Origin of the sequence: Paenibacillus sp. sptzw28 (assembly GCF_019550795.1) — a bacterium.
Classification (GTDB): domain Bacteria; phylum Bacillota; class Bacilli; order Paenibacillales; family Paenibacillaceae; genus Paenibacillus_Z.
On the sequence record NZ_CP080545.1, the window covers coordinates 3,890,179 to 3,913,943 of the forward strand.

The 23,765-nt window shown below is 50.6% G+C and carries 22 protein-coding genes; all 22 read right to left on the reverse strand.

Annotated features, from left to right (window positions below):
- Positions 1–7: 7 nt before the first annotated feature.
- Positions 8–703: a RecX family transcriptional regulator gene (locus KZ483_RS17655; RefSeq protein ID WP_258881311.1), complete on the reverse strand. Its 696-nt coding sequence runs from the start codon at positions 701–703 to the stop codon at positions 8–10.
- Positions 704–800: 97 nt separating this feature from the next.
- Entirely contained in the window at positions 801–1,847 is a 1,047-nt protein-coding gene (recA, locus tag KZ483_RS17660) for a recombinase RecA (protein WP_220348803.1), read from the reverse strand.
- A 215-nt stretch (positions 1,848–2,062) separates the two neighbouring features.
- Entirely contained in the window at positions 2,063–3,316 is a 1,254-nt protein-coding gene (locus tag KZ483_RS17665; protein WP_220353514.1) for a competence/damage-inducible protein A, read from the reverse strand.
- Between the two features lie 84 nt (positions 3,317–3,400).
- Positions 3,401–3,979, reverse strand: coding sequence for a CDP-diacylglycerol--glycerol-3-phosphate 3-phosphatidyltransferase (gene pgsA / locus KZ483_RS17670; RefSeq protein ID WP_220348804.1), 579 nt, complete (start codon positions 3,977–3,979; stop codon positions 3,401–3,403).
- The gene (gene rimO / locus KZ483_RS17675) at positions 3,976–5,307 is read right to left on the reverse strand and encodes a 30S ribosomal protein S12 methylthiotransferase RimO (RefSeq protein WP_220348806.1); all 1,332 of its coding nucleotides are present in this window, start codon (positions 5,305–5,307) and stop codon (positions 3,976–3,978) included. The genes pgsA and rimO overlap by 4 nt, the downstream gene beginning before the upstream one ends.
- Before the next feature lie 140 nt (positions 5,308–5,447).
- Complete coding sequence (locus KZ483_RS17680) at positions 5,448–5,939, reverse strand: YajQ family cyclic di-GMP-binding protein (protein WP_220348807.1); 492 nt, start codon at positions 5,937–5,939, stop codon at positions 5,448–5,450.
- Between the two features lie 122 nt (positions 5,940–6,061).
- Complete coding sequence (locus tag KZ483_RS17685) at positions 6,062–6,958, reverse strand: helix-turn-helix domain-containing protein (RefSeq protein WP_220348808.1); 897 nt, start codon at positions 6,956–6,958, stop codon at positions 6,062–6,064.
- Between the two features lie 28 nt (positions 6,959–6,986).
- Positions 6,987–7,751 (reverse strand): DUF3388 domain-containing protein, encoded by a 765-nt coding sequence (locus KZ483_RS17690; RefSeq protein ID WP_220348809.1) that lies wholly within the window; start codon positions 7,749–7,751, stop codon positions 6,987–6,989.
- Between the two features lie 232 nt (positions 7,752–7,983).
- Positions 7,984–8,235 carry a DUF3243 domain-containing protein gene (locus tag KZ483_RS17695; protein WP_220348810.1) on the reverse strand — a complete coding sequence of 84 codons (252 nt, stop codon included), beginning with the start codon at positions 8,233–8,235 and terminating at the stop codon, positions 7,984–7,986.
- Between the two features lie 111 nt (positions 8,236–8,346).
- The gene (ymfI, locus tag KZ483_RS17700) at positions 8,347–9,078 is read right to left on the reverse strand and encodes an elongation factor P 5-aminopentanone reductase (RefSeq protein ID WP_220353515.1); all 732 of its coding nucleotides are present in this window, start codon (positions 9,076–9,078) and stop codon (positions 8,347–8,349) included.
- A 14-nt stretch (positions 9,079–9,092) separates the two neighbouring features.
- Complete coding sequence (yfmH, locus tag KZ483_RS17705; RefSeq protein ID WP_220348811.1) at positions 9,093–10,379, reverse strand: EF-P 5-aminopentanol modification-associated protein YfmH; 1,287 nt, start codon at positions 10,377–10,379, stop codon at positions 9,093–9,095.
- A 4-nt stretch (positions 10,380–10,383) separates the two neighbouring features.
- Positions 10,384–11,664 (reverse strand): EF-P 5-aminopentanol modification-associated protein YfmF, encoded by a 1,281-nt coding sequence (gene yfmF, locus KZ483_RS17710; protein WP_220348812.1) that lies wholly within the window; start codon positions 11,662–11,664, stop codon positions 10,384–10,386.
- Between the two features lie 139 nt (positions 11,665–11,803).
- The gene (gene sleB, locus KZ483_RS17715) at positions 11,804–12,562 is read right to left on the reverse strand and encodes a spore cortex-lytic enzyme (protein WP_220348813.1); all 759 of its coding nucleotides are present in this window, start codon (positions 12,560–12,562) and stop codon (positions 11,804–11,806) included.
- A gap of 97 nt (positions 12,563–12,659) precedes the next feature.
- Complete coding sequence (locus KZ483_RS17720) at positions 12,660–15,326, reverse strand: FtsK/SpoIIIE family DNA translocase (protein WP_258881313.1); 2,667 nt, start codon at positions 15,324–15,326, stop codon at positions 12,660–12,662.
- Between the two features lie 132 nt (positions 15,327–15,458).
- Positions 15,459–15,683, reverse strand: a complete 225-nt coding sequence (locus KZ483_RS17725) for a YlzJ-like family protein (RefSeq protein ID WP_220348814.1) — start codon at positions 15,681–15,683, stop codon at positions 15,459–15,461.
- Positions 15,680–16,396, reverse strand: coding sequence for a ClpP family protease (locus tag KZ483_RS17730; protein WP_258881753.1), 717 nt, complete (start codon positions 16,394–16,396; stop codon positions 15,680–15,682). The genes KZ483_RS17725 and KZ483_RS17730 overlap by 4 nt, the downstream gene beginning before the upstream one ends.
- A gap of 308 nt (positions 16,397–16,704) precedes the next feature.
- The gene (locus tag KZ483_RS17735; RefSeq protein ID WP_220348817.1) at positions 16,705–18,384 is read right to left on the reverse strand and encodes a ribonuclease J; all 1,680 of its coding nucleotides are present in this window, start codon (positions 18,382–18,384) and stop codon (positions 16,705–16,707) included.
- A gap of 515 nt (positions 18,385–18,899) precedes the next feature.
- Positions 18,900–19,775, reverse strand: a complete 876-nt coding sequence (dapA, locus tag KZ483_RS17740; RefSeq protein ID WP_220348818.1) for a 4-hydroxy-tetrahydrodipicolinate synthase — start codon at positions 19,773–19,775, stop codon at positions 18,900–18,902.
- Between the two features lie 85 nt (positions 19,776–19,860).
- Positions 19,861–21,075, reverse strand: a complete 1,215-nt coding sequence (gene dapG / locus KZ483_RS17745) for an aspartate kinase (protein ID WP_220348820.1) — start codon at positions 21,073–21,075, stop codon at positions 19,861–19,863.
- A 77-nt stretch (positions 21,076–21,152) separates the two neighbouring features.
- Positions 21,153–22,190: an aspartate-semialdehyde dehydrogenase gene (locus KZ483_RS17750; RefSeq protein WP_220348822.1), complete on the reverse strand. Its 1,038-nt coding sequence runs from the start codon at positions 22,188–22,190 to the stop codon at positions 21,153–21,155.
- Positions 22,191–22,275: 85 nt separating this feature from the next.
- Complete coding sequence (locus KZ483_RS17755; protein WP_220348823.1) at positions 22,276–22,869, reverse strand: dipicolinate synthase subunit B; 594 nt, start codon at positions 22,867–22,869, stop codon at positions 22,276–22,278.
- Positions 22,866–23,765, reverse strand: coding sequence for a dipicolinate synthase subunit DpsA (gene dpsA / locus KZ483_RS17760; protein WP_220348825.1), 900 nt, complete (start codon positions 23,763–23,765; stop codon positions 22,866–22,868). The genes KZ483_RS17755 and dpsA overlap by 4 nt, the downstream gene beginning before the upstream one ends.

The window sequence follows — 23,765 nt, forward strand, 5'->3', positions numbered from 1 at the left end:
GTGAAAATCAATTGTCAAGCATGTCCCACTCTTCGTCGTCATCAGCTTCCTGCCCCGCTTCGTTTACCGCACGTTTAACAATGGAATCCGGGAACCCTCTGCGAAGCAAAAAAACAGCCAGTTTACGCTTTCGATCCCGGTGCTCGCCTTTTAAATACGGCCACTTTTTGTTCGCAGCGCGTATCGCCGCCTCGGCTTCCGATTCGGAGTCAAGTTGCTCCGATGCTTCCTTGGCCGTGGTCTTTGCAATACCGCGCTGCTCCAGCTCCTGCCTGAGCAGGCGGCGCCCTTTCAATTGACTTCGCATCCGTTCGGCCGCGAATCTATTGGCGTACGAAACATCGTCGACCAGATGCTCTTGCATTAGCCTTTCAATCGCTTTCTCGGCTGCACGCTCATCCATTCCCTTGCGCGATAAATACCGCGATATTTCCTTCTGAGTACGAGGTCTGGCGCCCAAATAAGCGAGCGACATGACGTAAGCCCGATGATTGCTGTCTTCTTCTCCGATCTGTCTCAGCTCTTCGGGATATATCTGCCTTCCTTTCATGAGCCGAAACTTGATTAACAGATCCTCGTGCACCGATATAAAAGGCTCCTCGAGTTCATCTACATACAATTGATACCTCTGTCTTTCTTTCCGGTCTTGCCGGACGGCTGTAATGAGAAGCATCCCCTCGCCCGCCCGCTCCTGATCAGTCATTATGGTCAACGACTCCTTTCAAAGTCCCTGCAAACAGAAAAGCACCTGGGCAGGTGCTCTTCGGTCTGTCATTTTCGTTATGTGCGAACCTGTTAGCCTAATCCAAATCCAGCTCTTCTTCCTCTTCATCGCCGCTGAATGTTCCGTTCAAGGCAGCAGCCGCCAAATTGCTGGCTTCGCGAATCTGATTCTCAATCGTTGCCGAGATATCACGGTGATCCTTCAAGAACTGCTTTGCATTCTCGCGCCCTTGCCCGAGACGTTCTCCATTATAGGAGAACCATGCGCCGCTCTTTTGGACAATCTCCATTTCCACGCCGATATCGACGATACTGCCTTCTTTGGAAATGCCTTCTCCGTACATAATATCGATCTCCGCTTGTTTGAACGGAGGAGCCACTTTATTCTTTACCACCTTGATACGCGTACGGTTACCCACCATGTCGTTGCCTTGTTTAATGGTTTCAATACGGCGGACATCAAGCCGAACGGTAGAATAGAATTTCAGTGCGCGTCCACCGGGCGTCGTCTCCGGATTGCCGAACATTACGCCCACCTTCTCACGCAATTGGTTAATGAACATTGCAATCGTCTTCGATTTGCTGATTGCTCCGGATAGTTTGCGCAGCGCCTGCGACATTAGCCGGGCCTGCAAGCCGACATGGGAGTCACCCATCTCGCCTTCGATTTCCGCTTTGGGAACGAGTGCAGCAACGGAGTCGATAACAATGATGTCTACTGCGCCGCTGCGGACGAGCGCCTCGGCGATTTCGAGGGCCTGCTCGCCTGTATCCGGTTGCGATAGGAGCAGCTCATCAATATTAACGCCGAGTTTACTGGCGTAAAGCGGATCAAGAGCATGCTCCGCATCGATGAAGGCGGCTTGTCCCCCGACTCGCTGAACTTCCGCGATGGCATGAAGCGCAACGGTCGTTTTACCGGATGATTCAGGGCCGTAGACTTCGATAATGCGGCCTCTCGGCAACCCGCCGATGCCAAGGGCGATATCTAGTGCAAGGGATCCGCTGGAAACCGTCTCGACTTGCATATGAGTGGACTCCCCGAGCTTCATGATGGAACCTTTTCCGAATTGTTTCTCTATTTGACGTAAAGCCATTTCAAGCGCAGCGCGACGATCTGACAACGAATCCACATCCTTCATAATTTATACTTTAATGATACCTTGTTTTGGTTGCGTTGACAAGACTTTTTACGAACATATATTCTTATTTATCCCCATCGGCCGATGAGCAAAAAAAAGAACCGCAGCAAAGTATTCTTCGCCACGGTTCTTCCGTCAACTAATGACGATTATAGTCGATCGCCGGCATTATGACAAGCTATTTCCTTAGGTATGCCCTACTCGTTCTTTGCGAGGATCTGCCACAGCCGGTAAAATGCAGACTTTGCAGCACGGAGCCGGATAATGCTGCGGCTTCCGCCGAGCTGGGCGGTATGCACGAGCGTCGGCTGACCGCGCCTTGCAATCGCAAAATATACAAGGCCCACCGGTTTCCCTTCGGTTTCGGACGGCCCTGCCACACCCGTCAACGAAACGCCAAAGTCGCTATCTGTCAATTCCCGGATCCGCTCCGCCATAAGAACAGCAGTCGACTCGCTGACCGCGCCCGGCGCCCCGGTTCCTTCAAGCTGGGACATCGGTATGCCGAGCAGCTTGTGCTTGACCGCATTTGTATACGTCACAACTCCGCCGTGAAACTCGCCGCTGCTGCCGGGAACATTAGTGACAAGCTCGGCGAACAAACCGCCGGTAATGCTCTCGGCGCTGGCCAGCTTGAGTCCGGACGCTCTCAGCAGACGTATTACAGCTTCCTCAAGGGGAATGTCCTCACGGGCAAACATGTGCTTGCCAACACGCTTCTTGATCTGCTCCTCCGCTTCATCCAGCAATACGGCAGCAGCCTGCTCGGTTAACGCTTTGGTAGAAATCCGGATAGCCACTTCACCTTCTTTGGCATAAGGGGCGATCGTCGGATCCGACTGTCGTTCGATTAAATCAATGAGCTCCTGCTCCAGACTGGATTCGCCTATGCCGGCAAATTTAAGCAGCCGCGAGTAAAGTTTGCGTTCTTCGCCGGATACGGCACGAAGCCACGCTTTCGCCGGTCCGTCGAACATCGGTTTCATCTCACCCGGCGGACCGGGCAGCAGCACGTAATGCGTGCCGTCAACGGTTATCGCATTGCCCACCGCAAGCCCGGCATCGTTCTCAAGAGGCTCGCAGCCTTCAATTATATTGGCCTGCCTCCGGTTGCTTTCGACCATATGTATGCCTCGCGCAGAGAACAACGCTTCGATTTTGGCCATCGAAGGCTCATGAATGACAATCCGCTTATTTAGATAAGCGGCAAGCGCGTCTTTCGTCAGATCATCCTGTGTCGGGCCGAGCCCGCCTGTAAATACGATAACGTCTGCCCGCGTGCGGGCAAGCTCCACAGCTTGACGGATTCTACCCATATTGTCCCCGACGACCGTCTGGAAATAAACGTCGATCCCCATTTCGGCCAGTCCCCGGGACAAATAAGTGGCATTTGTATTAACGGTTTGGCCAAGCAAGAGCTCGGTTCCGACAGCAATGATTTCAGCTCGCATCAGCAGCAGCTCCGTTCCTAATGTAATGAAAAGCATCATTCCTTCGCAATGAAGGAATGATGCTCACAGTAAAAAAATCTTGACTCATTCGCTAAGGGGAATGAGGTTTTTATTTTTGACGAAATAATCGATACCGGAGTAAACCGTAATAAGCGCGGCCACCCAGCTGGAAATAAGATCAAAGCGGAAATCGACAAAGGCGAATGGAAAATTGTTCAACAGAAGTGCGATAATCATCGTGATTTGAACGGCTGTCTTCCACTTGCCCCACGGGCTGGCCGCCAAAACCGCACCTTCAAGCAGGGCGATCTGGCGAAGTCCGGTAACGGCAAATTCGCGGCTGATTATGACAATCGCTATCCATGCATCCAATCTGCCCATCTCTACAAGGGAGATGAGCACCGAAGCGACTAGAAGTTTGTCGGCAAGCGGATCGAGCAGCTTGCCCATGTTGGTAACGATCTTGTTCTTCCGTGCGATGTAGCCGTCCAGTGCGTCTGTGCTGGCCGCGACGACAAAGATCAGTGTCGCTAATATTTGATTCCACGTTATGGAAAAATTTGCAAATGTCAACGGCTTCAGGTTAACGTTGATAAGCAGCAAAATAATGATTATAGGCACTAAAAAAATACGGGCTAGTGTTATTTTATTGGCCAAATTCACGAAGATAGCCCCTCCCCGGACATATCGAATTCATAAGCGTGCGTAATCCGCACCTTCTGAATTTCGCCGATACCGGCTTTGCAGTTCGCTATAAACACTTCGCCGTCGATTTCAGGCGCATCATAAGGCGAACGGCCTACATAAACATCACTTCTACCGTCGTAACGCTCGACCAGAACATCGATTTCACTGCCAATATGCTTCCCGCTATTCGCTTTGGAAACTTCCCTTTGAATTTCCATAAGCGTGTTCGCGCGCCATTCAATGACCTCGCTTGGAACATGGTCCGGCAATCTGGCCGCCGGTGTGTCTTCTTCGGTCGAATAGGAGAATACACCGAGCCGGTCAAATTTCATCTCTTTCACAAAATCGCATAGACGCTGGAAATCTTCGTCCGTTTCGCCCGGAAATCCGACAATAATAGAGGTGCGCAGCGCCACGTCCGGAATTCGCGCCCGGATTTTGGCGACGAGCTCGCGGGTATCGCGCTGACGGCCGGGACGGCGCATTCTTTTCAAAATCGAATCTTCGCTGTGCTGCAACGGCATATCGATATAGTTGCAGATTTTCGGATTTGCTGCGATCGTATCAATCAGCTCATCCGTAAAAAATCCAGGGTAAGCGTAATGCAGCCGCACCCAAGCAATTCCTTCCACTTCGCTGACTCGGTTGAGCAGCTCGGGAAGCATAAACTTATCATACAAATCGGTTCCATAGTTTGTCGAATCCTGTGCAATCAAGCTGACTTCCTTGACCCCTTGCCCGGCTAACTGCTCAACTTCAGCCACGATCGACTCAATCGAGCGGCTGCGGAACTGCCCGCGCATAATAGGAATTGAACAAAAAGTGCATGCATTATCGCAGCCTTCCGCGATTTTCACATAGGCCGTGTAACGCGGAGTCGTTACAAGACGCGGCAGTTTCTGGTCATAATCGAATACCGGATTGCCTACCTTTACCGGTTTCTTACCACGCAGCGCTTCATCGACAATATCATTAATATGGTTAAAATCGCCGGTGCCGACGATACCGTCGATCTCCGGCATCTCTTCCATCAGCTGCCGCTTGTAACGCTGTGTAAGGCAGCCCGAGACAATAAGCGCCTTTAGACGTCCCGTCTGCTTGAATTCCGCCATATCCAAAATCGTGTTCACCGATTCTTCTTTGGCTGCGTCGATAAAACCGCACGTATTCACGATAATAACCGTAGCGTCATCAGCTTGGTCGACCAGCTGATAACCCCGCTCGTGAATCAAGCCGGACATAATCTCCGAATCGACTAAGTTTTTCTCACAACCAAGTGTTACGACTTTTACCCGTTCTGTCATTGATGTGTCCCCCAGATCTCCTCCGAAAAGCTATCTCCACAAGTATAATACATGGTCTATACAGTGTCAAAATCGGAAAAAGCCCCGCTTAGAGCCCGAATCGGCGCCAAGAAGGACCTTATCGCATTAGAAAAAACAACCTATCTGTAGTTGGTGAACTGCAATTCGATTTGCAAATCGGCTCCACGCAGCAATGTCATAACAGCCTGAAGATCGTCCCGGCTCTTGCCTGTGACCCGGATCTGATCGCCTTGAATCTGACTTTTCACCTTAAGCTTCGAATCCCGAATAAGAATATTGATCTTCCGCGAAATATCCTGTTCAATGCCTTGCTTCAGCTTGATTCGCTGTCGGACCGTTCCGGCCGAGGCCGGTTCTATTTTTCCGAACTCCATGTTCTTAATCGGCACGCCGCGCTTAATCATTTTGGATTGCAAAACATCGATGACGCTCTTAAGCTTGTACTCGTCGTCGGAAGCGACAACCAATTCTTCTTTCTCAAGCTCAATGCTGCTTTTGCTGCCTTTGAAATCGAAACGCGATTCGATTTCCCGTTCCGCCTGCGTAATGGCGTTAGAGAGCTCCTGCATATCAACCTTTGAAACGATATCGAATGAATTTTCCGAGCTCATTATGTAAGCAACCCCTTTTTCCATTTAATTCTTGTTCCGTATTATACCCGAAATTCAGATGCAAGAAAAGGCATCAATCCTGCCATGACCATCAGGATTAGATGCCTTTTATTGAAATCCGTCTATGTGTTAGGCTGTGATCCGTCGGAAGGCTCCAGCTGCATTTTCCTTGTGCCGATTTTATTGCCGTCGTCAATTAAGACCCCATCAACCGTCACTTCAACCAGATTGGCGTGGGCGATATTGATGTAAACAGCCCCTTCTACATCAACAGTTGCCGTTTCATTGTCTTTGAGAGTTTGGGATAGAAGGATTTTCCCTCTGCTGCTGTTTTGGTTTACCCCTACCCAAGAGTTTCCACCGGTCACTTTAAACTCGATTTTGTGTGTACCCGTAGGCGATACCTTATAATAATCCGTCCGCCCGGATGTACGCTCCAGCGTAAGCGTCGTTTGAACGGCCGCCGGGGGCGTCGGATCCACAGGAGCAGGAGCTACCTTGTCGGTCTCTTGATTTGAGCCTGTGCCGTTCGAGCTTGTAGGCGGGGTATCGCCATTTCCGGTTTGCGGCGCCTGTGTCTGATCCGTCATCTTCGTTTGATTAGCCGAATCCACATTACTACCGCCGGGCCTATTGATGGCATACACATATACGATTACGACGATCAACAACAGAAAGGACCACATGAGCGCACGGAAACCCCAACGGCTCCAGGCATCGGATGAGGACCTGGACTGGGTTCGGCGCGGCCGTTGTACGGGTTCGGCAACCTGTTCCGGCACAGGCGAGGGTATTTCCTTCTGGTATAAACGAAGCACTTCTTCCGCATCCAGACCTACCGATTCCGAATAGTTTTTAACAAACGCGCGCACGTAAAAGGATCCCGGAAGAACTTTGTAGTTGCCTTCTTCAATGGCCTCCAAATAACGCTTTCGAATTTTGGTTAATTCTTGAATGTCATCTAGTGACAGGCCGCGCTGTTCACGCGCTTTCCGGAGTAATGCGCCTAAATCCGACATGACCACACCTCCCGTTCGTTCATCTTCATCAAAATTCATTGAACCCCGTTGTAAAGGATTCGTACGTGATTTCTTCGTCCGGCGTGTTGCGTAATTCAATAATATAATCGAAATTATTGTATTCGTATGAGGACTCTTTAATAAAAATATCAGGATGCTCGATCACCTTTGTGGAAGGAGATGCCATAATTTCCTGCAAAAGAGTATAATGCTTCTCATTGGAACGGATTGTGCTCACAATGCCGTCAATAATAAAAATGTTGTTCGGATTCATCTCTTCCTCGGAAAGCTGGCTTCGCACTGTCTGACGCAAAAGCGTCGACGATACAAACGTCCACCGTTTGTTCGAGCATACGCTTCCCGCAATAATCGACTCGGTTTTGCCAACACGGGGCATCCCCCTGAGTCCAATTACCTGATTGCCTTCTCGCTTGAAAACCTCGCCAAGGAAGTCAACAAGTAAACCAAGCTCATCACGAGTAAATCGAAACGTCTTGCGGTCATCGGAGTCGCGCTCGATATATCTGCCGTGCCGAACCGCAAGTATATCCACAAGCTTAGGTTCGCGGAGCTTCAAAACCGTGATATTCTCAACCTTCTGCAGCATTTTCCCAAGAATTTCGATCTTCTCGTCGTCATTCGTTTGCAGCAGCATGCCTCGTGTACGGTTCTCAACGCCATTGATGGTTACGATGTTTACTTCCAGCATTCCGAGCAGAGACGCGATATCGCCGAGCAGGCCCGGCCGGTTTTTATGTATCTTATACTCCATATACCACTGTTTGATTTCCATGAGACACCTCGTTTGTGGAAATGAAGAGCTTGTACGCTGTACCCGAAAGATTATTCTACAATATTCGTCATAATCCTGCAAGGTCTGTTGAAAACATTGCAGAAAAGCCCCCTTGAGGGAGGCTTTTTGCCACATATCATCAAAAGTATAAAATTTTGCTGAATACTTTCTGATATGTCCAAAGGAAGAAACTTGCTCTACAGCCTGTGCGGCTCAGCGGTTCTTCACAAGCTTACGATTTTTGAACAAGCTTGACCATGAGCCTGGCAATTGTTTTCTGTTCGTCTTCGTTGCCAACATCCCAAAGCTCTTTTAACGCGCGCTCCTGATCGTTCTTGGGATCAACTTTCGCATCGAGGAATGAACCGATTTCGAATGCAAGCTTCGCAATCGAATCTTCGCTTAAGCCGATTTCCTTGCCGTGCTCCACCCGATCGGCCAGAAACTGTTTCCATGTGTCAAAATTGGAAAGGACGGTTGTCATTGTGCTTGCGCCTCCTTTGCGTGTGTTGGCCGTTGTCCGGCAACATAACGTATTTTGCTCGCAAAGGGCTTATCTTATTCGACGAGTAATAAGCCGGAAATGTTTCACTGCTCAGGTTAGCCATCCACCGTTTGGACTTATGATTTGCCCTGTAATGTAAGCTGACTCCGGCAGCGCGAGGAAATAAACAAGCGAGGCGATTTCATCGGGTTGGGCGAACCGTCCTACCGGTATTTCGGATTCAAGCGCTGTCTTCTCTTGAGCGTTCAAATTATCGAGCATGACCGTATCTACCGCCCCGGGGGCTACTGCATTCACCGTTACGCCGGAAGGCGCAAGCTCCTTGGCGAGCGCCTTTGTGAAAGCATTCATACCGCCTTTGGTTGTAGAATAGAGCACCTCGCAGGATGCGCCGGACATTCCCCAGATCGAGGATACGTTGATAATACGACCAAACCGCTGAGAGATCATTGTAGGCATGAATATCTGAGTGCATAAGAACATGCCCTTTAAATTAACCGCCATCACATCGTCCCATATTTCCTCGCTCACATCGCAGAGCATACCGTTATGGGCGATACCCGCATTGTTGACGAGAATATCCGGCACCGAATCACGGAACGCCAGCTTCTCGCGCATTCTCAGAAGCTGATCCTTCGAACGCAAATCGGCCGCTACGGTCATCACATTTGCGGCGCCAAGCCGCATACATTCGCGCGCCGTCTCGTTGGCGGCCTCATGCGCTTCGTTATAATGAATGACGACATTCATGCTCTCCGCAGCGAAGCGGCGTGCAATTGCCGCTCCAATACCGCGGCTTCCCCCGGTCACAAGCACCGTCATTTCGTTTAATGTTTTCAACCCGGATCCTTCGATACAATCGAAACCGCCATCCGGTTCCAATCGAAATGGCTGCGCAGCCGCTCGTTCGCTTCTTGAAGCGTGATGCTTTCGTAGACCGGCAGAAGCTTAAACAAATCGGCTCCCCGAAAACGGTAGCGCGTGAATTCGCCGGCAATGGCCTCGGGGGAATTGAGCATCCGAAGGTAACTGCCGATTTTTTTACGCCTTGTTCGCTCAAACGACTGCTCGTTCAGCCCGCTTGTCCGGGCCGCTTCGATTGCTTCGCGCAATCTGGCAAGCAGTTCGTCGGGATCCCGTGTTTCGCCGCCTATGACCGAGAAAGCATAGTCTTCGCTGCTGTTATATTCATGCCCGAATGAATCGGAGATCAAATTATCGTCATACAGCGCGTTATAAATCGGAGAGCTTGAACCAAGGAGAGCATCCAGCATCAGCTTTGTGGCCAGTTCGGTGCGAAGAAGCTCGGCCGCTTCGAGAGGGGTCCGGTGCTCCTTGAAACCGATCATGCATTTGGGCAGGGATACGGGAAGTACGGCCGTCTTGCGCTTCGTTTTAACAGCTGCCGGCTCTTCACCGAAGAAACGGTTGATCGGTCCCTGGGGCTCGAATGATTTCTTCGCTTGATTGCTTCGCACAAGATCGATCACCTCGTCCGGCCGCACACCGCCCACAATAAAGAGAAACATATTGGATGGGTGATAGAACGTTTCGTAACAGCGGTAAAGCGTCTCCTTGTCGATCTTCCGGATTGATTCCGCGGTACCGGCGATATCGATGTGTACGGGATGGGCATTATAGAGAGCATCAATCAGCCCAAAATAAACCCGCCAATCAGCATTATCGCGGTACATGTTGATCTCCTGCTCGATTATTCCCTTCTCTTTCTCCACGTTTTCATCCGTAAAGTAAGGATTCTGGACAAAATCAAGCAGAGTTTCAAGATTCGCTTCAATTTGTTCGGTTGCAGAGAATAGGTATACCGTGCGGTCAAAGCTGGTATATGCATTGGCCGAAGCGCCCTGGGATGCGAAGGTTGCGAAAATGTCGCCGGCCGGTTCCTCGAACATTTTATGTTCAAGGAAATGAGCAATGCCGTCGGGGACTGACACCGGCTCCTGGTCACCAACGGCAAACCGGTTGTCGATGGAGCCATAACGGGTTGAGAATGTGGCGTATGTCTTGCTGAACCCCTCTTTAGGAAGGATCACGACCTCCAGACCGTTTGGCAGCACTTCCCTGTAAATCGTCTCTTGTACCCCCGGATAAGCTAACGTCTCCATATGCTTACCCCTCCTTCCCGTCGCGCAGGAAATAAATCGTATCCAGCTCTGTTTTGCGCGCTACCGCGGCGATTTGTTCCGCAGTCACTGCCTTCACCTGCGCAAGCAGTTCATCCGTCGATCGTTCGCGCCCTGACAATACCGCATTGAAATCGAACCCGATCATTTCATTGGCAGAATCCTGCAGCTCCCGCAGATGATTGGCTATCATCGCTTTGGTCTGGTTCATCTCCAAATCGCTGTAAGAACCGGTTCGCATTCCTTCAAGCTGCTTTTCGATAATTTCCGTAGCACGCTCGAAATTAGCAATCTCAATACCGGATTGTATCGTGCAAATACCTTTATGGCCGTCCAGCCTCGATGCGGCATAATAAGCCAGACTCGCTTTTTCCCTGACATTCAAGAACAGCTTCGAGTGCGGGTACCCGCCCAGAATGCCGTTATACATAAGTGCAGCCGGATAATCGTCATCCGCATAAGATGTATGCACGCGTAAGCCCATATTGAGCTTTCCCTGACTTACATCCATTCGTTCAATCACGTTACGGACCTTGTCGACCGCTCTTGCGGACGCCGGTCTGCCATATGAAGCAGGCTGGCCCTTGTCGAGCTGAAAGGCTTCCGATACAAGCGACTTCACTTCTTCAAGCGACGTGTCGCCTACTACATATAAATCCAATGCCGCTTCCGACAACCATCTGTGATACATCGCCGTTAGCGATGCTGGCGTGATGGCATCGATATCTTCCAGCTTACCAAGCGGGTGGAGTCTGTACGGTTCGTCATGACACATTTCTTCCAGGCATCGTTCGGCGGCATAGCGGATTTTATCATTAATTATAGATTCCAATCGCTTGCGTAAAGTCACTTTCTCAGCATCGACGTATTTGCCGCGAAGTTGTCCGTTCTCCGCAGCCGGATCGGTCAACACTTCCCCGAGAAGCTTCAAGGACGAGGCCAGCAAAGGCTGATTCGAAGAAACGAACCGGTCGTTAATGACATCCATCCGGAACTGAACGATCTGGGAGTCTCCCCGCTTGTACACATCGAATCCGAACCCCGCTCCATATAAATCGTCGAGCCGTTCGCGGAAAGCAATCGTTTCCGGAGTTGAAGCGGTCCCGCGTCTTAATACGAAAGGAATTAAGGCTACTGGCGTAACCGTCTCTTCGGTTAGCGGCAAGCCGGCATACAGCGAAATGGAAAACGTCTTAAAGCGTTTGGTAGGTAAAACATGCAGCCTGATACGGTTATGCTGTCCTCGTTCAAATGCAGATTTGGTCACGCTCGGCGTCCCCTTCCGCTTCAGTTTTCACATCTCTTTGGAGTAAATCTATTCCAATTTCCATCTGTCTATTCCATTCTACCCGATCGGAAATGGAAGAAGCAACCCACATCGTCGGCGGGCTGCTTCTTGGGTGCGGCTACATACAAAAAATATGTTTTCCGATGGTTTTAACCTGAGGACGGGACCAAATCCATTTGGACGTGGCTGTTACAGGATTGAAATAATAGATGCAGCCTCCGGTGGGATCCCAGCCGTTAATAGCATCTTCCACCGCTTTCTTTGCGTTCTTGTTGGGTGTGAGCCAAATTTGACCGTCGGCAACTGCCGTGAATGCTCCCGGCTGAAAAATGACTCCCGATATCGAATGGGGAAAGCTGGGTGAACTTAGACGGTTTAAGATTACGGCTGCTACAGCTACCTGCCCGACATACGGCTCGCCTCGAGCCTCTCCGTAAACGGCATTCGCCATCAGCTTCAAATCGTTAGCGGATAAGCCGAGTCTGGTTGATTTCGTGACATTGCCGGCGCGCGCCTCCGTCTTGCTTCCCCCCGGTACGTCCGCAGCCGTTGGTTTCCAGTTTTTCGTAGCTTCCCAAAGCTTCACCTTTGTTTTCCCGGCCACAATACCGTCTGATTTTAGACCGAATTTCCACTGAAACCATGTGACGGCCTTGCGGGTAGACCAACCGAAATCGCCGTCAATTTCTCCGTCGAAGTAACCCAAGTACTTGAGCCGACCCTGCAGTTCAACGACGTCTTTTCCCGAAGAACCTACTTTTAATGTTGCGCGACTAAAGGTTTCGGCCGTTTTTTCGCTGTCTGCATGCTTAAGCGTAAACGCGCCGAACAATAGAAGGACGATGACGATGGTCACCGTAATTAAACGATTTCTCATCCTGGAATCTGCCTTTCTCTTGCAAGTGGATTCGCAAAGCAAGCTGAGCTTATTCCTAGTATGAGAAAACCGGTTCCCTTCTATGCACGATTATGGCTTATGAGCTAATCTTTCCTGCGTCGTACTGATCGAGTGTCATCATTACTTCGCGCGGTTTGCTGCCTTCATATGGGCCTACGACGTTTCGCGCCTCCATCTGATCGATCAGGCGGGCCGCACGGGTATAGCCGATGCGCATCCGGCGCTGAAGCAGCGACACGGACGCTTGCTTTGCTTCTATCACTATCCTGACAGCTTGATCATAAAGATCATCGAGCATTTCATCGCCTTCCGGGGCGGAATCATCCAGCTCAGGCACCAGGTCCTCTTTATATTCCGCTTCCGCTTGCCCGCGCGAGAAGGTGACGACCGCTTCCACTTCCTGATCCGATAAGAACGCTCCTTGGACGCGAATAGGCTTGGACATACCGACAGGGAGGAAAAGCATATCGCCGCGCCCGAGCAGCTTCTCCGCGCCGACCATGTCCAGAATCGTTCTCGAATCGACCTGCGACGATACGCCGAAGGCAATCCTTGAAGGGATATTCGCTTTAATGACACCGGTAATTACATCGACCGAAGGCCTCTGGGTCGCAATAATTAGATGGATGCCGGCTGCCCGTGCCATCTGCGCCAGGCGGCAAATCGCATCCTCAACGTCATTGGCCGCGACCATCATGAGGTCGGCAAGCTCGTCTACGATGACGACGATATAAGGAAGCACTGCTGCCGGATTCGCAGCCATTAATGTGTTATATCCCTCAATATTGCGCGTTCCCGATTTAGAGAACATTTCATAGCGTTTCTCCATCTCAACTACGATCTTCTTGAGCGCGAGCGAAGCACGGCGCGGATCAGTGACGACAGGTGCAAGCAAATGCGGGATACCGTTATACACGTTAAGCTCAACCATCTTCGGGTCAACCATAAGAAACTTGACCTCATCGGGTTTGGCTTTATACAAAATGCTTGTAATGATGCCGTTGATGCACACCGACTTCCCCGATCCGGTAGCCCCTGCGACAAGCAAATGCGGCATTTTTGCAAGGTTGCCAACAATAGGCTGACCGGAAATGTCACGGCCAAAGGCGATCGACAGCTTCGAAGGCGCATTCAAAAATGAAGGCGTCTCCATCACTTCACGCATTGTAACCACGGATACTTCCATATTGGGCACTTCGATACCGATAGCTGATTTGCCGGGTATCGGAGCTTCCATCCGGATATCCTTGGCAGCTAATGCCAGCGCAATGTCGTCGGTCAGTCCTACAATACGGCTTACCTTAACGCCGGTAGCCGGCTGCACTTCATACCTGGTAACGGCCGGGCCGCGTACGACATCAAGAACTTTAGCACGGACCCCAAAGCTCTCAAGCGTAGCCTCCAGCTTACGTCTTGAATCATTCGCATCCGATATATCGCCTGTTTTAGCGCTTATGCCGGGCTTAGCCAGCAATGACAAAGATGGCATTTGGTAAGGCTTCGGGGCCGGTGGACGTGGTGTGATTGCCGCGTCCGGTTCCAGCCGCTCAATATCGTTCTCATCCAAAATCAGGCTTGCCGACGAAGGGCTATTTGAGATTGCATTCCCATGGCTGCCGCCCGAATGAACGGCATCACTCTCTTCATCCGAGTTACTAACCGGTCCTGCCTCTGACATCCAGTCCGGTAAGTCAGTAAGATTGCCTGCATGACCCGATTCTACACCGGACTGCTCATCCCACGGGAGAGCGTCATCTATTTCGGGATCCAGTGCCGGACTGTTTCCGTTTGCGCGGTAGGATTGCCACTCTACGCCTTCATCCTCTTCATCATCGTGCCAGTGAGGCAAGCTGCGTGCTTCCCTGTCATGGGACATTTGACGCTCTTCCATCAGCCACTCGCTGTCTTTGGCGGAAGCGGAATCCCCGTCTTGCTCCTGAACGTCATTGAACCAGGAAAAGAAAAGCGGCTTTCTCTTCGTGCGGGCGGGCCTTGCCGGTTGTTCATATTCTTCTTCTTCATCATCGAAGTCATCGCCCGGCAATACTGCGCCGTTTCTTCCATTTGGGTCCTTACCAGGTCCTGACGCGGCGAGCGGTGAGGGGCGTTTGACAAAAAACTTCATCCGAAGCAGCGATAACAGGCGGCCTCCTCTGTTACGAATATTTCTTGCCAGCTCGACATATGATTTGCCCGTCATCAGCATGATCGAAATCGCAAACATTACGATCATGATAAATTTCGCCCCAAAATAGCCGAAAAGCCAATAAAGCAGCGTATATTGAATGGCTCCCGCATAACCGCCGCTGACCGATTTTTCAATAATGATGGTTGGATCGTTTGAGGTCGAATCAATCAGCCCGCCCCTTACATCGCTGCCAAGCTGAGTTAGAATATACCCCGCGGTTAACCCGCCTGTAGGCTCCGTCTTCTGGTCCATTACAGCAATCGAACTCATTAGCGTAAGTGCCAATACGAGCAGCAGTATGCCTGTTTTACGGTTCGACCAACCCGACGGCCACGCCCGCTTGATCATAACGACCAGTCCCACATAAACGCCTACGAGCGCAAGAACGAAATAGAATTTGCCGAGTATCAGCCCAAACAGCTTGGACAAGGACCGGCCGACAGTGGCCTCTCCCGATAATGCGATGACCGATACCGTAATAAGCAAAATACCATACACTTCATATTTAAGACTCGCGCCCAGCGAGCTCTTTTTCTTTCTTCTCCGTTTGGCCAAATTCAGTCACCTCTGGTTGCCATTATACCACAGGAGCCTGCCCCATGCTGCTACTATTCTCCATTTACGGCACCATTAGCAGCGCGGAAATGCCGGGCGGTGAAGGCACTTTGTGAATTTAAGCCGACCAAATTATGAGGAATGACCCCCATACGCTACCACTGTACCCGGCGCCAATTCGGGACGCAAATATGCGTCCAGCGGGCATTCGAGCAGACGGACGATTCTGCCGATACCCGGAGATATCGGCTCAAGCTGCATGCGTACTTGACCAATCGTGAGATCCACATAGGGACCGGGTTGCTTACTGAAGCCGTCGAATACGAGCTCCAACGGCATGCTTGTGTATAAGGTCATTGCCTATAACCTCCCGGCACTGTCTGCTTACGCTCCTCAATGAGCCCTTTCAATTCCTGCAGGACCTGACCAATGCCGCCAACTGCGTCGATCAGCCCGTATTTCACCGCATCGACGCCGATTACGGTAGTCCCGATATCACGCGTGAGCTCGCCCGTTTTAAACATCAGTTCCCGGAACATGGTTTCGGTAATATTGGAATGCGAAGTCACAAACCGCGTAACTCGCTCCTGCATCTTATCCAAGTATTCGAAGGTTTGCGGAACTCCGATAACGAGCCCGTTCAGCCGAATCGGGTGTATAGTCATCGTCGCTGTCTCCGCGATAAAGGATTTGTTGCCCGCAACTGCGATCGGCACTCCGATTGAATGCCCCCCGCCAAGCACCAGTGTAACGGTCGGCTTGGTCATTGAGGAGATCATTTCGGCGATAGCAAGCCCTGCTTCAACATCTCCGCCGACCGTATTCAACACAATGATCATACCTTCAATTTTCGGGTTTTGCTCAGCTGCCACAAGCTGGGGAATTATATGCTCGTATTTCGTCGTCTTATTTTGCGGCGGAAGGACCAAGTGACCTTCGACTTGACCGATGATCGTCATGCAGAAGATATTGGAATCCACGGACGGCGTCATTGTTTGGCCCAGTTGTTGAATGGTATCGACTGCTTGATTGGCGAATCTCCGGTCGCCTGAAGGATCTTGCTGTTCCATTTTTACAAATTGATCTTGTTCGAACATGTTTATTTCCTCCTCAATGTTAATACCGATTCCAGGTACAGCTGTAGTGTCGGCGCTCTGCATAGTATGGAATGACAGAGTCAAATTATTCAAACGCGCGAACACTTCTTTGGAGCAAAGTAACAGCTATCCCGCCTTCCGGCGATGCAAATTTCCTTCCGTCGAAAACATGAGAACAAGAATGATGAAAATTTGTATTTACTTCATTACAAAAAAAACGGCTCCCCCCTGCCCAGTTCGAAAACCGGTTCAGAAGAAAGCCGTCTTTTATTAAAGAGTCATTAAACTTCCATAATGATTGGCAGTATCATTGGACGGCGGCGCGTCTGTTCGTACAAGAATCTCCCGAGCGCGTCCTTAACGTTTGTTTTGAGCGATGCCCATTCGTTGACTTTATCGTTCATCAGCTTATGCAGCGTCGAGGTGACAATGCGGTTGGCTTCTTCAAGAAGCCCTTCCGACTCGCGAACATAGACAAAACCTCGTGAGATAATATCAGGTCCGGACAAAATGGTGCCGTCTTGTTTACTCAGCGTGACAACGACAACAAGAATACCGTCTTGCGAGAGCAGCTTGCGGTCGCGCAGGACAATGTTGCCGACATCGCCGACACCAAGACCGTCAATCAGAACATTGCCGGCAGGCACTTTGTTCCCCTTGCGTGCCACTCCGCCTTGAAATTCAACGGTATCGCCATTATCGATTACAAAAATATTTTCCTTCTCGATACCGACAGCTTCCGCAAGCAGCGCATGTTGGCGCAGCATCCGGTATTCACCGTGAATCGGAATAAAATATTTAGGACGAATGAGATTAAGCATCAGCTTTAATTCTTCCTGGCTGCCATGGCCCGATACGTGGACGCCGGATACGGAGCCAGGCCCATAAATAACGTTTGCTCCCAAGCGGAAAAGCTCATCGACCGTGCGTCCGACATAACGTTCGTTACCCGGAATCGGCGTAGCGGCAATAATAACGGTATCGCCTGGTAAAATATCCACTTTACGATGAGTTGAACGTGCCATTCTCGTAAGTGCCGACATCGGTTCGCCCTGGCTCCCCGTCGATAAAACCACGACACGGTCGGCTGCCATTTTATTGATTTCCTCCGGTTCGATAATCATCCCTTCAGGGATATTTAAATAGCCCAGCTCGGAAGCAATTGTGACGACGTTAACCATGCTGCGGCCAACAACTGCTATTTTGCGGCGCGTAGCCATCGCAGCATTAATTACCTGCTGGATCCGGTGAACGTTAGAGGCGAATGTGGCGACAACGACACGTTGAGTCGCTTTACGGAAAATATCCTCCAGCACAGAGCCGATAAGGCTCTCAGACGGCGTATATCCCGCCCGTTCGGCGTTTGTACTGTCCGACAAAAGCGCCAGAACTCCGCGTCTCCCGATATCCGCAATACGCTGCAGATCCGCGTATTGGTCGTTAACCGGTGTATGGTCGAATTTGAAGTCGCCTGTATGAACGACCGTCCCTTCCGGAGTGTCCAGACAAACCCCTACCGTATCGGGAATACTGTGATTGGTTTTGAAGAATGAAGCATGAATGGCGCCAAGCTGAACTTCCGATTCCGCGTTTATAAGGATTCGCTTCGTTTCTCCGAGCAGTCCGGCTTCCTTCAATTTCCCTTCAATTAAACCAAGCGTTAGCTTCGTCCCGTATACCGGAACGTTCAGATGCTTTAAGATATAGGGCAGTCCGCCGATATGGTCTTCGTGTCCGTGGGTAATGAGAATGCCTCGTACTTTGTCCCGATTTTCGGTTAAGTAAGTAATGTCGGGTATGACAATATCGATTCCAAGCATATCTTCTTCCGGAAATTTCAATCCTCCATCAACGACTACGATATCGTTCCCATATTGAACGACATACATATTTTTCCCGATCTCTCCGACGCCGCCCAATGCAAATATGAGCAGCTTATCCTGGTTGTTCTTCTTTGACAAGTGAATCCGTACCTCCTAGAGTTTTACGAAGGAAAACCAACTTCATATGCAACCTGATTGGTTTACGAAGTAAAAATTTTCATCCGCTACATGTTATATTTTTTACGAAGGAATAAGCTTCGTAAGCATGGTCAGTGGTTAGTGTATCAATTGATTCGCTAATGGCTTTTAAAAGCAGCTCAGCTGTTTTCCTTACCGAAATGCATCGGTAATGGCGGAGCCAAATCAGCTTGGCTGTCCAAATTTGTTGCGCCAAGATATATATACGATTAAGTTCCCAGCACAAAATTATTCGCTACATATATTCTCTTTGATTGGTCCCCGCTCCAAACCCTTTAACAATTTCTAATATTTGCCGCACACCGTCACTTGTTATCATTATACATGATTGAAAATATGAAAAACAAGTAACGGGTTCAATACCCCGGTAAAAAGAAAAACCGATGCAAGCGCACCGGTGGATGGCGAGTGCAATAAATTGGCAGCCCAAAACGAACCGCAGCCGCATCAGCCTGTTACTTAAGCAGCTCGCGGAGCGCATCCATTTCGGCTTCCGTAGGGCCGACCAGCGGTAACCGTACGCTTCCAACCGGCATTTCGCGGAGAGCAAGAGCCGACTTAACGAGAACCGGATTGGGAACAGGATGAGGCAGCTCAAACAGGCCTTTGAAGACCGGAAGGCATAAAGAATGCAGTTTTGCCGCTTTGGATGTATCGCCTTGGACGTAAGCTTCGATCATTTGTTTCATTTCCGGACCGATGATATGGCTTGCTACGCTGATAACACCGTGAGCGCCAACCGACATCATGGGCAGAGCTGCACTATCGTCGCCGCTGTAGACGAGAAATCCTTCCGGAGCATCGGCGACGATTTGCGTCACTTGATCGGTAGACGCGCATTCCTTGGTGGCGATGATGTTTGGCAGCTGCGCCAGACGAAGCGTCGTTTGCGCCGACATGCTGACAACTGTCCGGCCCGGCACGTTATAAAGGATTACAGGCAGAGTTGTAGCTTCCGCGATTGCTTTGAAATGCTGATAGATGCCTTCCTGGCTCGGTTTGTTGTAGTAAGGGACAACCAACAGAACGGCATCTACACCACACTGCTCAGCCGCTTTGGTCAAATGGATGGAATGGGCAGTATCGTTGCTGCCCGTTCCCGCAATGATTTTACAGCGTCCATTCACGCGTTCGACGGCAAACTTGAACAGTGCAATTTTCTCCTCATCAGTTAACGTCGGCGATTCGCCGGTCGTACCCGAGACAACCAGACTGTCGCTTTCTTGATCGTCGATCAAATAATCGATCAGCCGGCCGGTCGCGTTCCAATCGATCGCACCATCCGCATTGAACGGAGTTACCATTGCGGTAACCAATCTTCCGAAATCCATTTCCGACTCCTCCTAAAAGTTATACGAAGTAACTTTTACTTCGTAAGCATAGACCAAGTTTTGCGGGGCAAAACTTGCAACCTAATTATTCGTGAAGCGAGAATTTGGTATGAAGCGCTTGAAGCGCGCTTGCCATATAAATATCACGGACAAGCACCCAAATCGTTGTGTTGGAATCTGCCGATTGCAGTATAGGAATTCCCTGTTCCGTCAGCGCTTCCACAATCCGCGCCATAATTCCCGGAACACCGTTCATTCCACCGCCGATTACGGAAATTTTAGCACAGCCGCTTATCGTTATCGGGCTAAAGCCGATCCGATGCAAAACATTTATCGCTTGCGAAGCATCTTTATCGAATACGGTGTAAACCGCTCCACCTGGGTTCACGTTGATAAAATCGACACTTATTTGATGGCGGGCCATCGCCTGAAAAACCTGCAGCTGAACATCGGAGTGGCCATCGGCTGCATGGACCGTGATTTGCGTTACCCCGTTAACATGAGTTACGCCTGTTACATAACGGTCCCGTACGACTGCCGCATGCTCAGTACTGAAAGTGTCGGTAACAAGCGTACCTTCGTCTTCCGAGAAAGTCGAGCGGACACGAAGCGGAATTCGGGCCTGCTGTGCAATTTCTACGGCCCGCGGATGAATGACCTTCGCGCCTTGGCGTGCCATATTGCATATTTCGGCATAGCCGACGACGGATAAAGGCCTTGCATCCTTCACAATCCTCGGATCTGCCGTTAAGATGCCGTTTACATCGGTATAAATATCGATACGCTCTGCCTTAAGCGCCGCACCAAGCGCTGTTGCAGAAGTGTCGCTTCCGCCCCGGCCAAGTGTGGTGAGCTCTCCGGATTCGGTCGCACCCTGAAATCCGGTTACAATGACCACGTTGCCTTCCTGCAGTGCCTTGAGTATAGGTTCGGCACGTATTTCCGTAATTCGGGCCCGCCCGAACTGATTGTCCGTAATAATGCCCGCTCCTGCGCCCGTTAAGGCGACTGCAGGAATCGAATTGGCGCGGAGCAAATCGCACAGCACGGCAGCGGAAATGATTTCGCCGCAGCCCAGCAGCATATCGAGTTCTCGGGACGGAAGGGAACGGCCATCCTCATGCAGCAGCGAAATTAATGTATCCGTTGCATAAGGATCGCCTTTACGTCCCATTGCAGAGACGACAACGACAAGTTGTAACTGTCGTTGCCGCTCTCTTTCAATATGTCGCAGCACGCACTCTCTTGCTTGATCGGTGGAAAGCGAAGTACCACCGAACTTTTGAACAAGGATTGGCATGATCAAACCTCCCTATCCGCATACAAGGCGCCTACGGACCGCTCACGTTTGACCAACTGCTCCTGATGAATTCAGTATTATTGGCCGATTGCGATATATTCCGCAATCTGTACTGCGTTCCAAGCTGCACCCTTGAGCAGGTTGTCGGAAACGATCCACATGTTGAGACCTCTGGAGGAGCCCAGATCGCGACGCAGCCGACCTACAAATACATCCGGCTTACCCGCGGCATCCGTTGCAAGCGGGTACTGCTGACCTGCCGGATCGTCTACAACAACGATACCCGGAGCTTCCTCCAGCAGTTTCTTGACTTCTTCCAAATCATAATCGTTTTTCAATTCCACGTACACGGATTCCGAATGACCGTACACGACCGGGATACGAACGCATGTAGCGGTAACGTCAATAGACTCGTCACCCATTATTTTCTTCGTTTCACGGACCATCTTCATTTCTTCGAGCGTATAGCCGTTGTCCTGGAATTTATCGATCTGAGGTATTGCGTTAAAAGCGATTTGATGCTTCACCGGAAGAGCACCGACCGGCAAAATATCCGGCTTTACAGCGTTTCCGTCAAGCGCTTCTCGTGTCTGGCGAAGCATCTCATCAATCGCACGGCTTCCGGCACCGGACACAGCTTGGTATGTGGATACGATTATACGGGAGATTCCATAACGGTCCTGAAGCGGCTTGAGCGCTGCGACCATCTGGATCGTCGAGCAGTTCGGATTCGCAATTATTCCTTTATGTTCGTTTACTTTATCAATATTCACTTCGGGTACGACAAGTGGAGTTTCCGGATCCATCCGGTATGCGTTCGTATTATCAATACATATCGCGCCATGCTCCACTGCATGGGGGGCGAGCGCCTTGGTTACGTCGCCGCCGGCACTGAAAAGCGCGATTTCCACGCCTTTAAAGCTTTCCGGCGTCGCTTCTTCGACCGTATGCTCCCGGCCCTTGAACATAATCTTAGTACCGGCCGAGCGTGCTGAAGAAAGCAGCTTCAGCTCGGCAATCGGAAACTTCCTTTTCTCAAGCAGACCGATGATCTGTTCCCCTACTGCGCCTGTTGCCCCTACAACGGCAACGTTAAACAACTTCTGATTCGACACCTGTTGTCGTCTCCCCTCAAAAATGAAACTTATGTCAAGGATTACTCCAGCCGCATTTCAAACTGGCTGATGGCCCGGTACTAAACTAATAATTAAACCGCTCGATAAGAAGCGGCTGCAACTGTTTCCCTTGCAGGGCGGCCTCGCAGGCTTCCGGAACCAAGTCCATTCTCGCTACGAGCGAATTTGGCTTTTGCTGAGGATTATCCTGCCCGAACGGTACAAAATAGATATTTTTGCAAACCAATAATTTCGCTATATTTGCCGCATTTAAACCAAGTCCGTCGTTTGTCGATATCGCCAATACGAGCGGGCGTTGGTTGCGCATTTGAGACTTCGCTGCCATAAGCACCGGACTATCCGTCATCGCATTTGCCAATTTACTGGTGGTATTACCGGTGCACGGCGCGATTACAAGTACGTCCAGCAGCTTTGAAGGCCCAAGAGGCTCCGCTTCGACAATCGTGGAAATAATCTCATTGCCCGTAGCCGATTTAAGCTGATGCTGCCATTCCGCCGAAGTACCGAATCTGGTATCGGTCGTCATGATGGTCTGAGTGACGATTGGAACGACATTCGCTCCTTCGTCAACAAAGCGCTTAATGACCGGAATTACTTCCGCAAACGTGCAATGTGAACCGGAGAGTGCATAACCGACCGTTTTGCCTTGCCATTTCATTGCCCATTCCCCCGTTGCCTGGTATCTTCCAAGATCAGCCGACTTAAACAATCCGCAATGATTCGTCCAGCGGTTTTAGGTGCGACGATACCTGGTAGACCGGGGGCGAGCAACGCTTTAATGCCCCGCTTCTCCGCAAAGCGAAAGTCCGTTCCGCCCGGCTTGGAAGCGAGGTCTATAATGACCGCTCGCGAAGGCAAATTTGCTATAATTTGCGCTGTGACTATCATAGTCGGAATTGTATTAAAAAGCAAGTCAATATTACTCACATAATGCAGCAGCTGACTGACGTAAAACGGCTCAAATCCCATTTCGGCAGCTCTTGCAAAATGCTCCTCCCGGCGTACGCCGACTTTCACTTTAGCCCCGAGCCCCTGCAGCGTGCGGGCCAAGGTAAACCCTGTTCGTCCGATCCCGAGCACCATGCAGGAGGACCCGTGAATCGTAATGTCCGTATTCTGGATTGCGATCATAACTGCGCCTTCGGCCGTAGGAATCGAATTATATATCGCGACATCGTCCCGGTCGAACAGCTCAATTAACCGAATGTCGTACTTTGCGCACAATCGGCGCAAATATGGTTTGGCCATCCCTGCATAAACGGTGCAATGCTTCGGCAGCAGCGACACATGGACTTCAGTTAATATGAGCTCGCGATCGCTGAACACAGCCGTAATGCGGCCGTCATCATCGGTTCCTACTGCCGGAAGCACGAGAGCGTCGGCGCTCGTAAACAATTCATCGCTTATCTCGGACCGTACCGCTCCATCCAGCGGAGTATGGAGCTGGTCAAAGCCGGCGACCGACACAATAGCATCGAGCTCAGTAAGCTTACGGATGACCTCAAGCTGTCTGGCGTCACCCCCCAGCAGCACGATCTGAACCCCTGTCAGCAT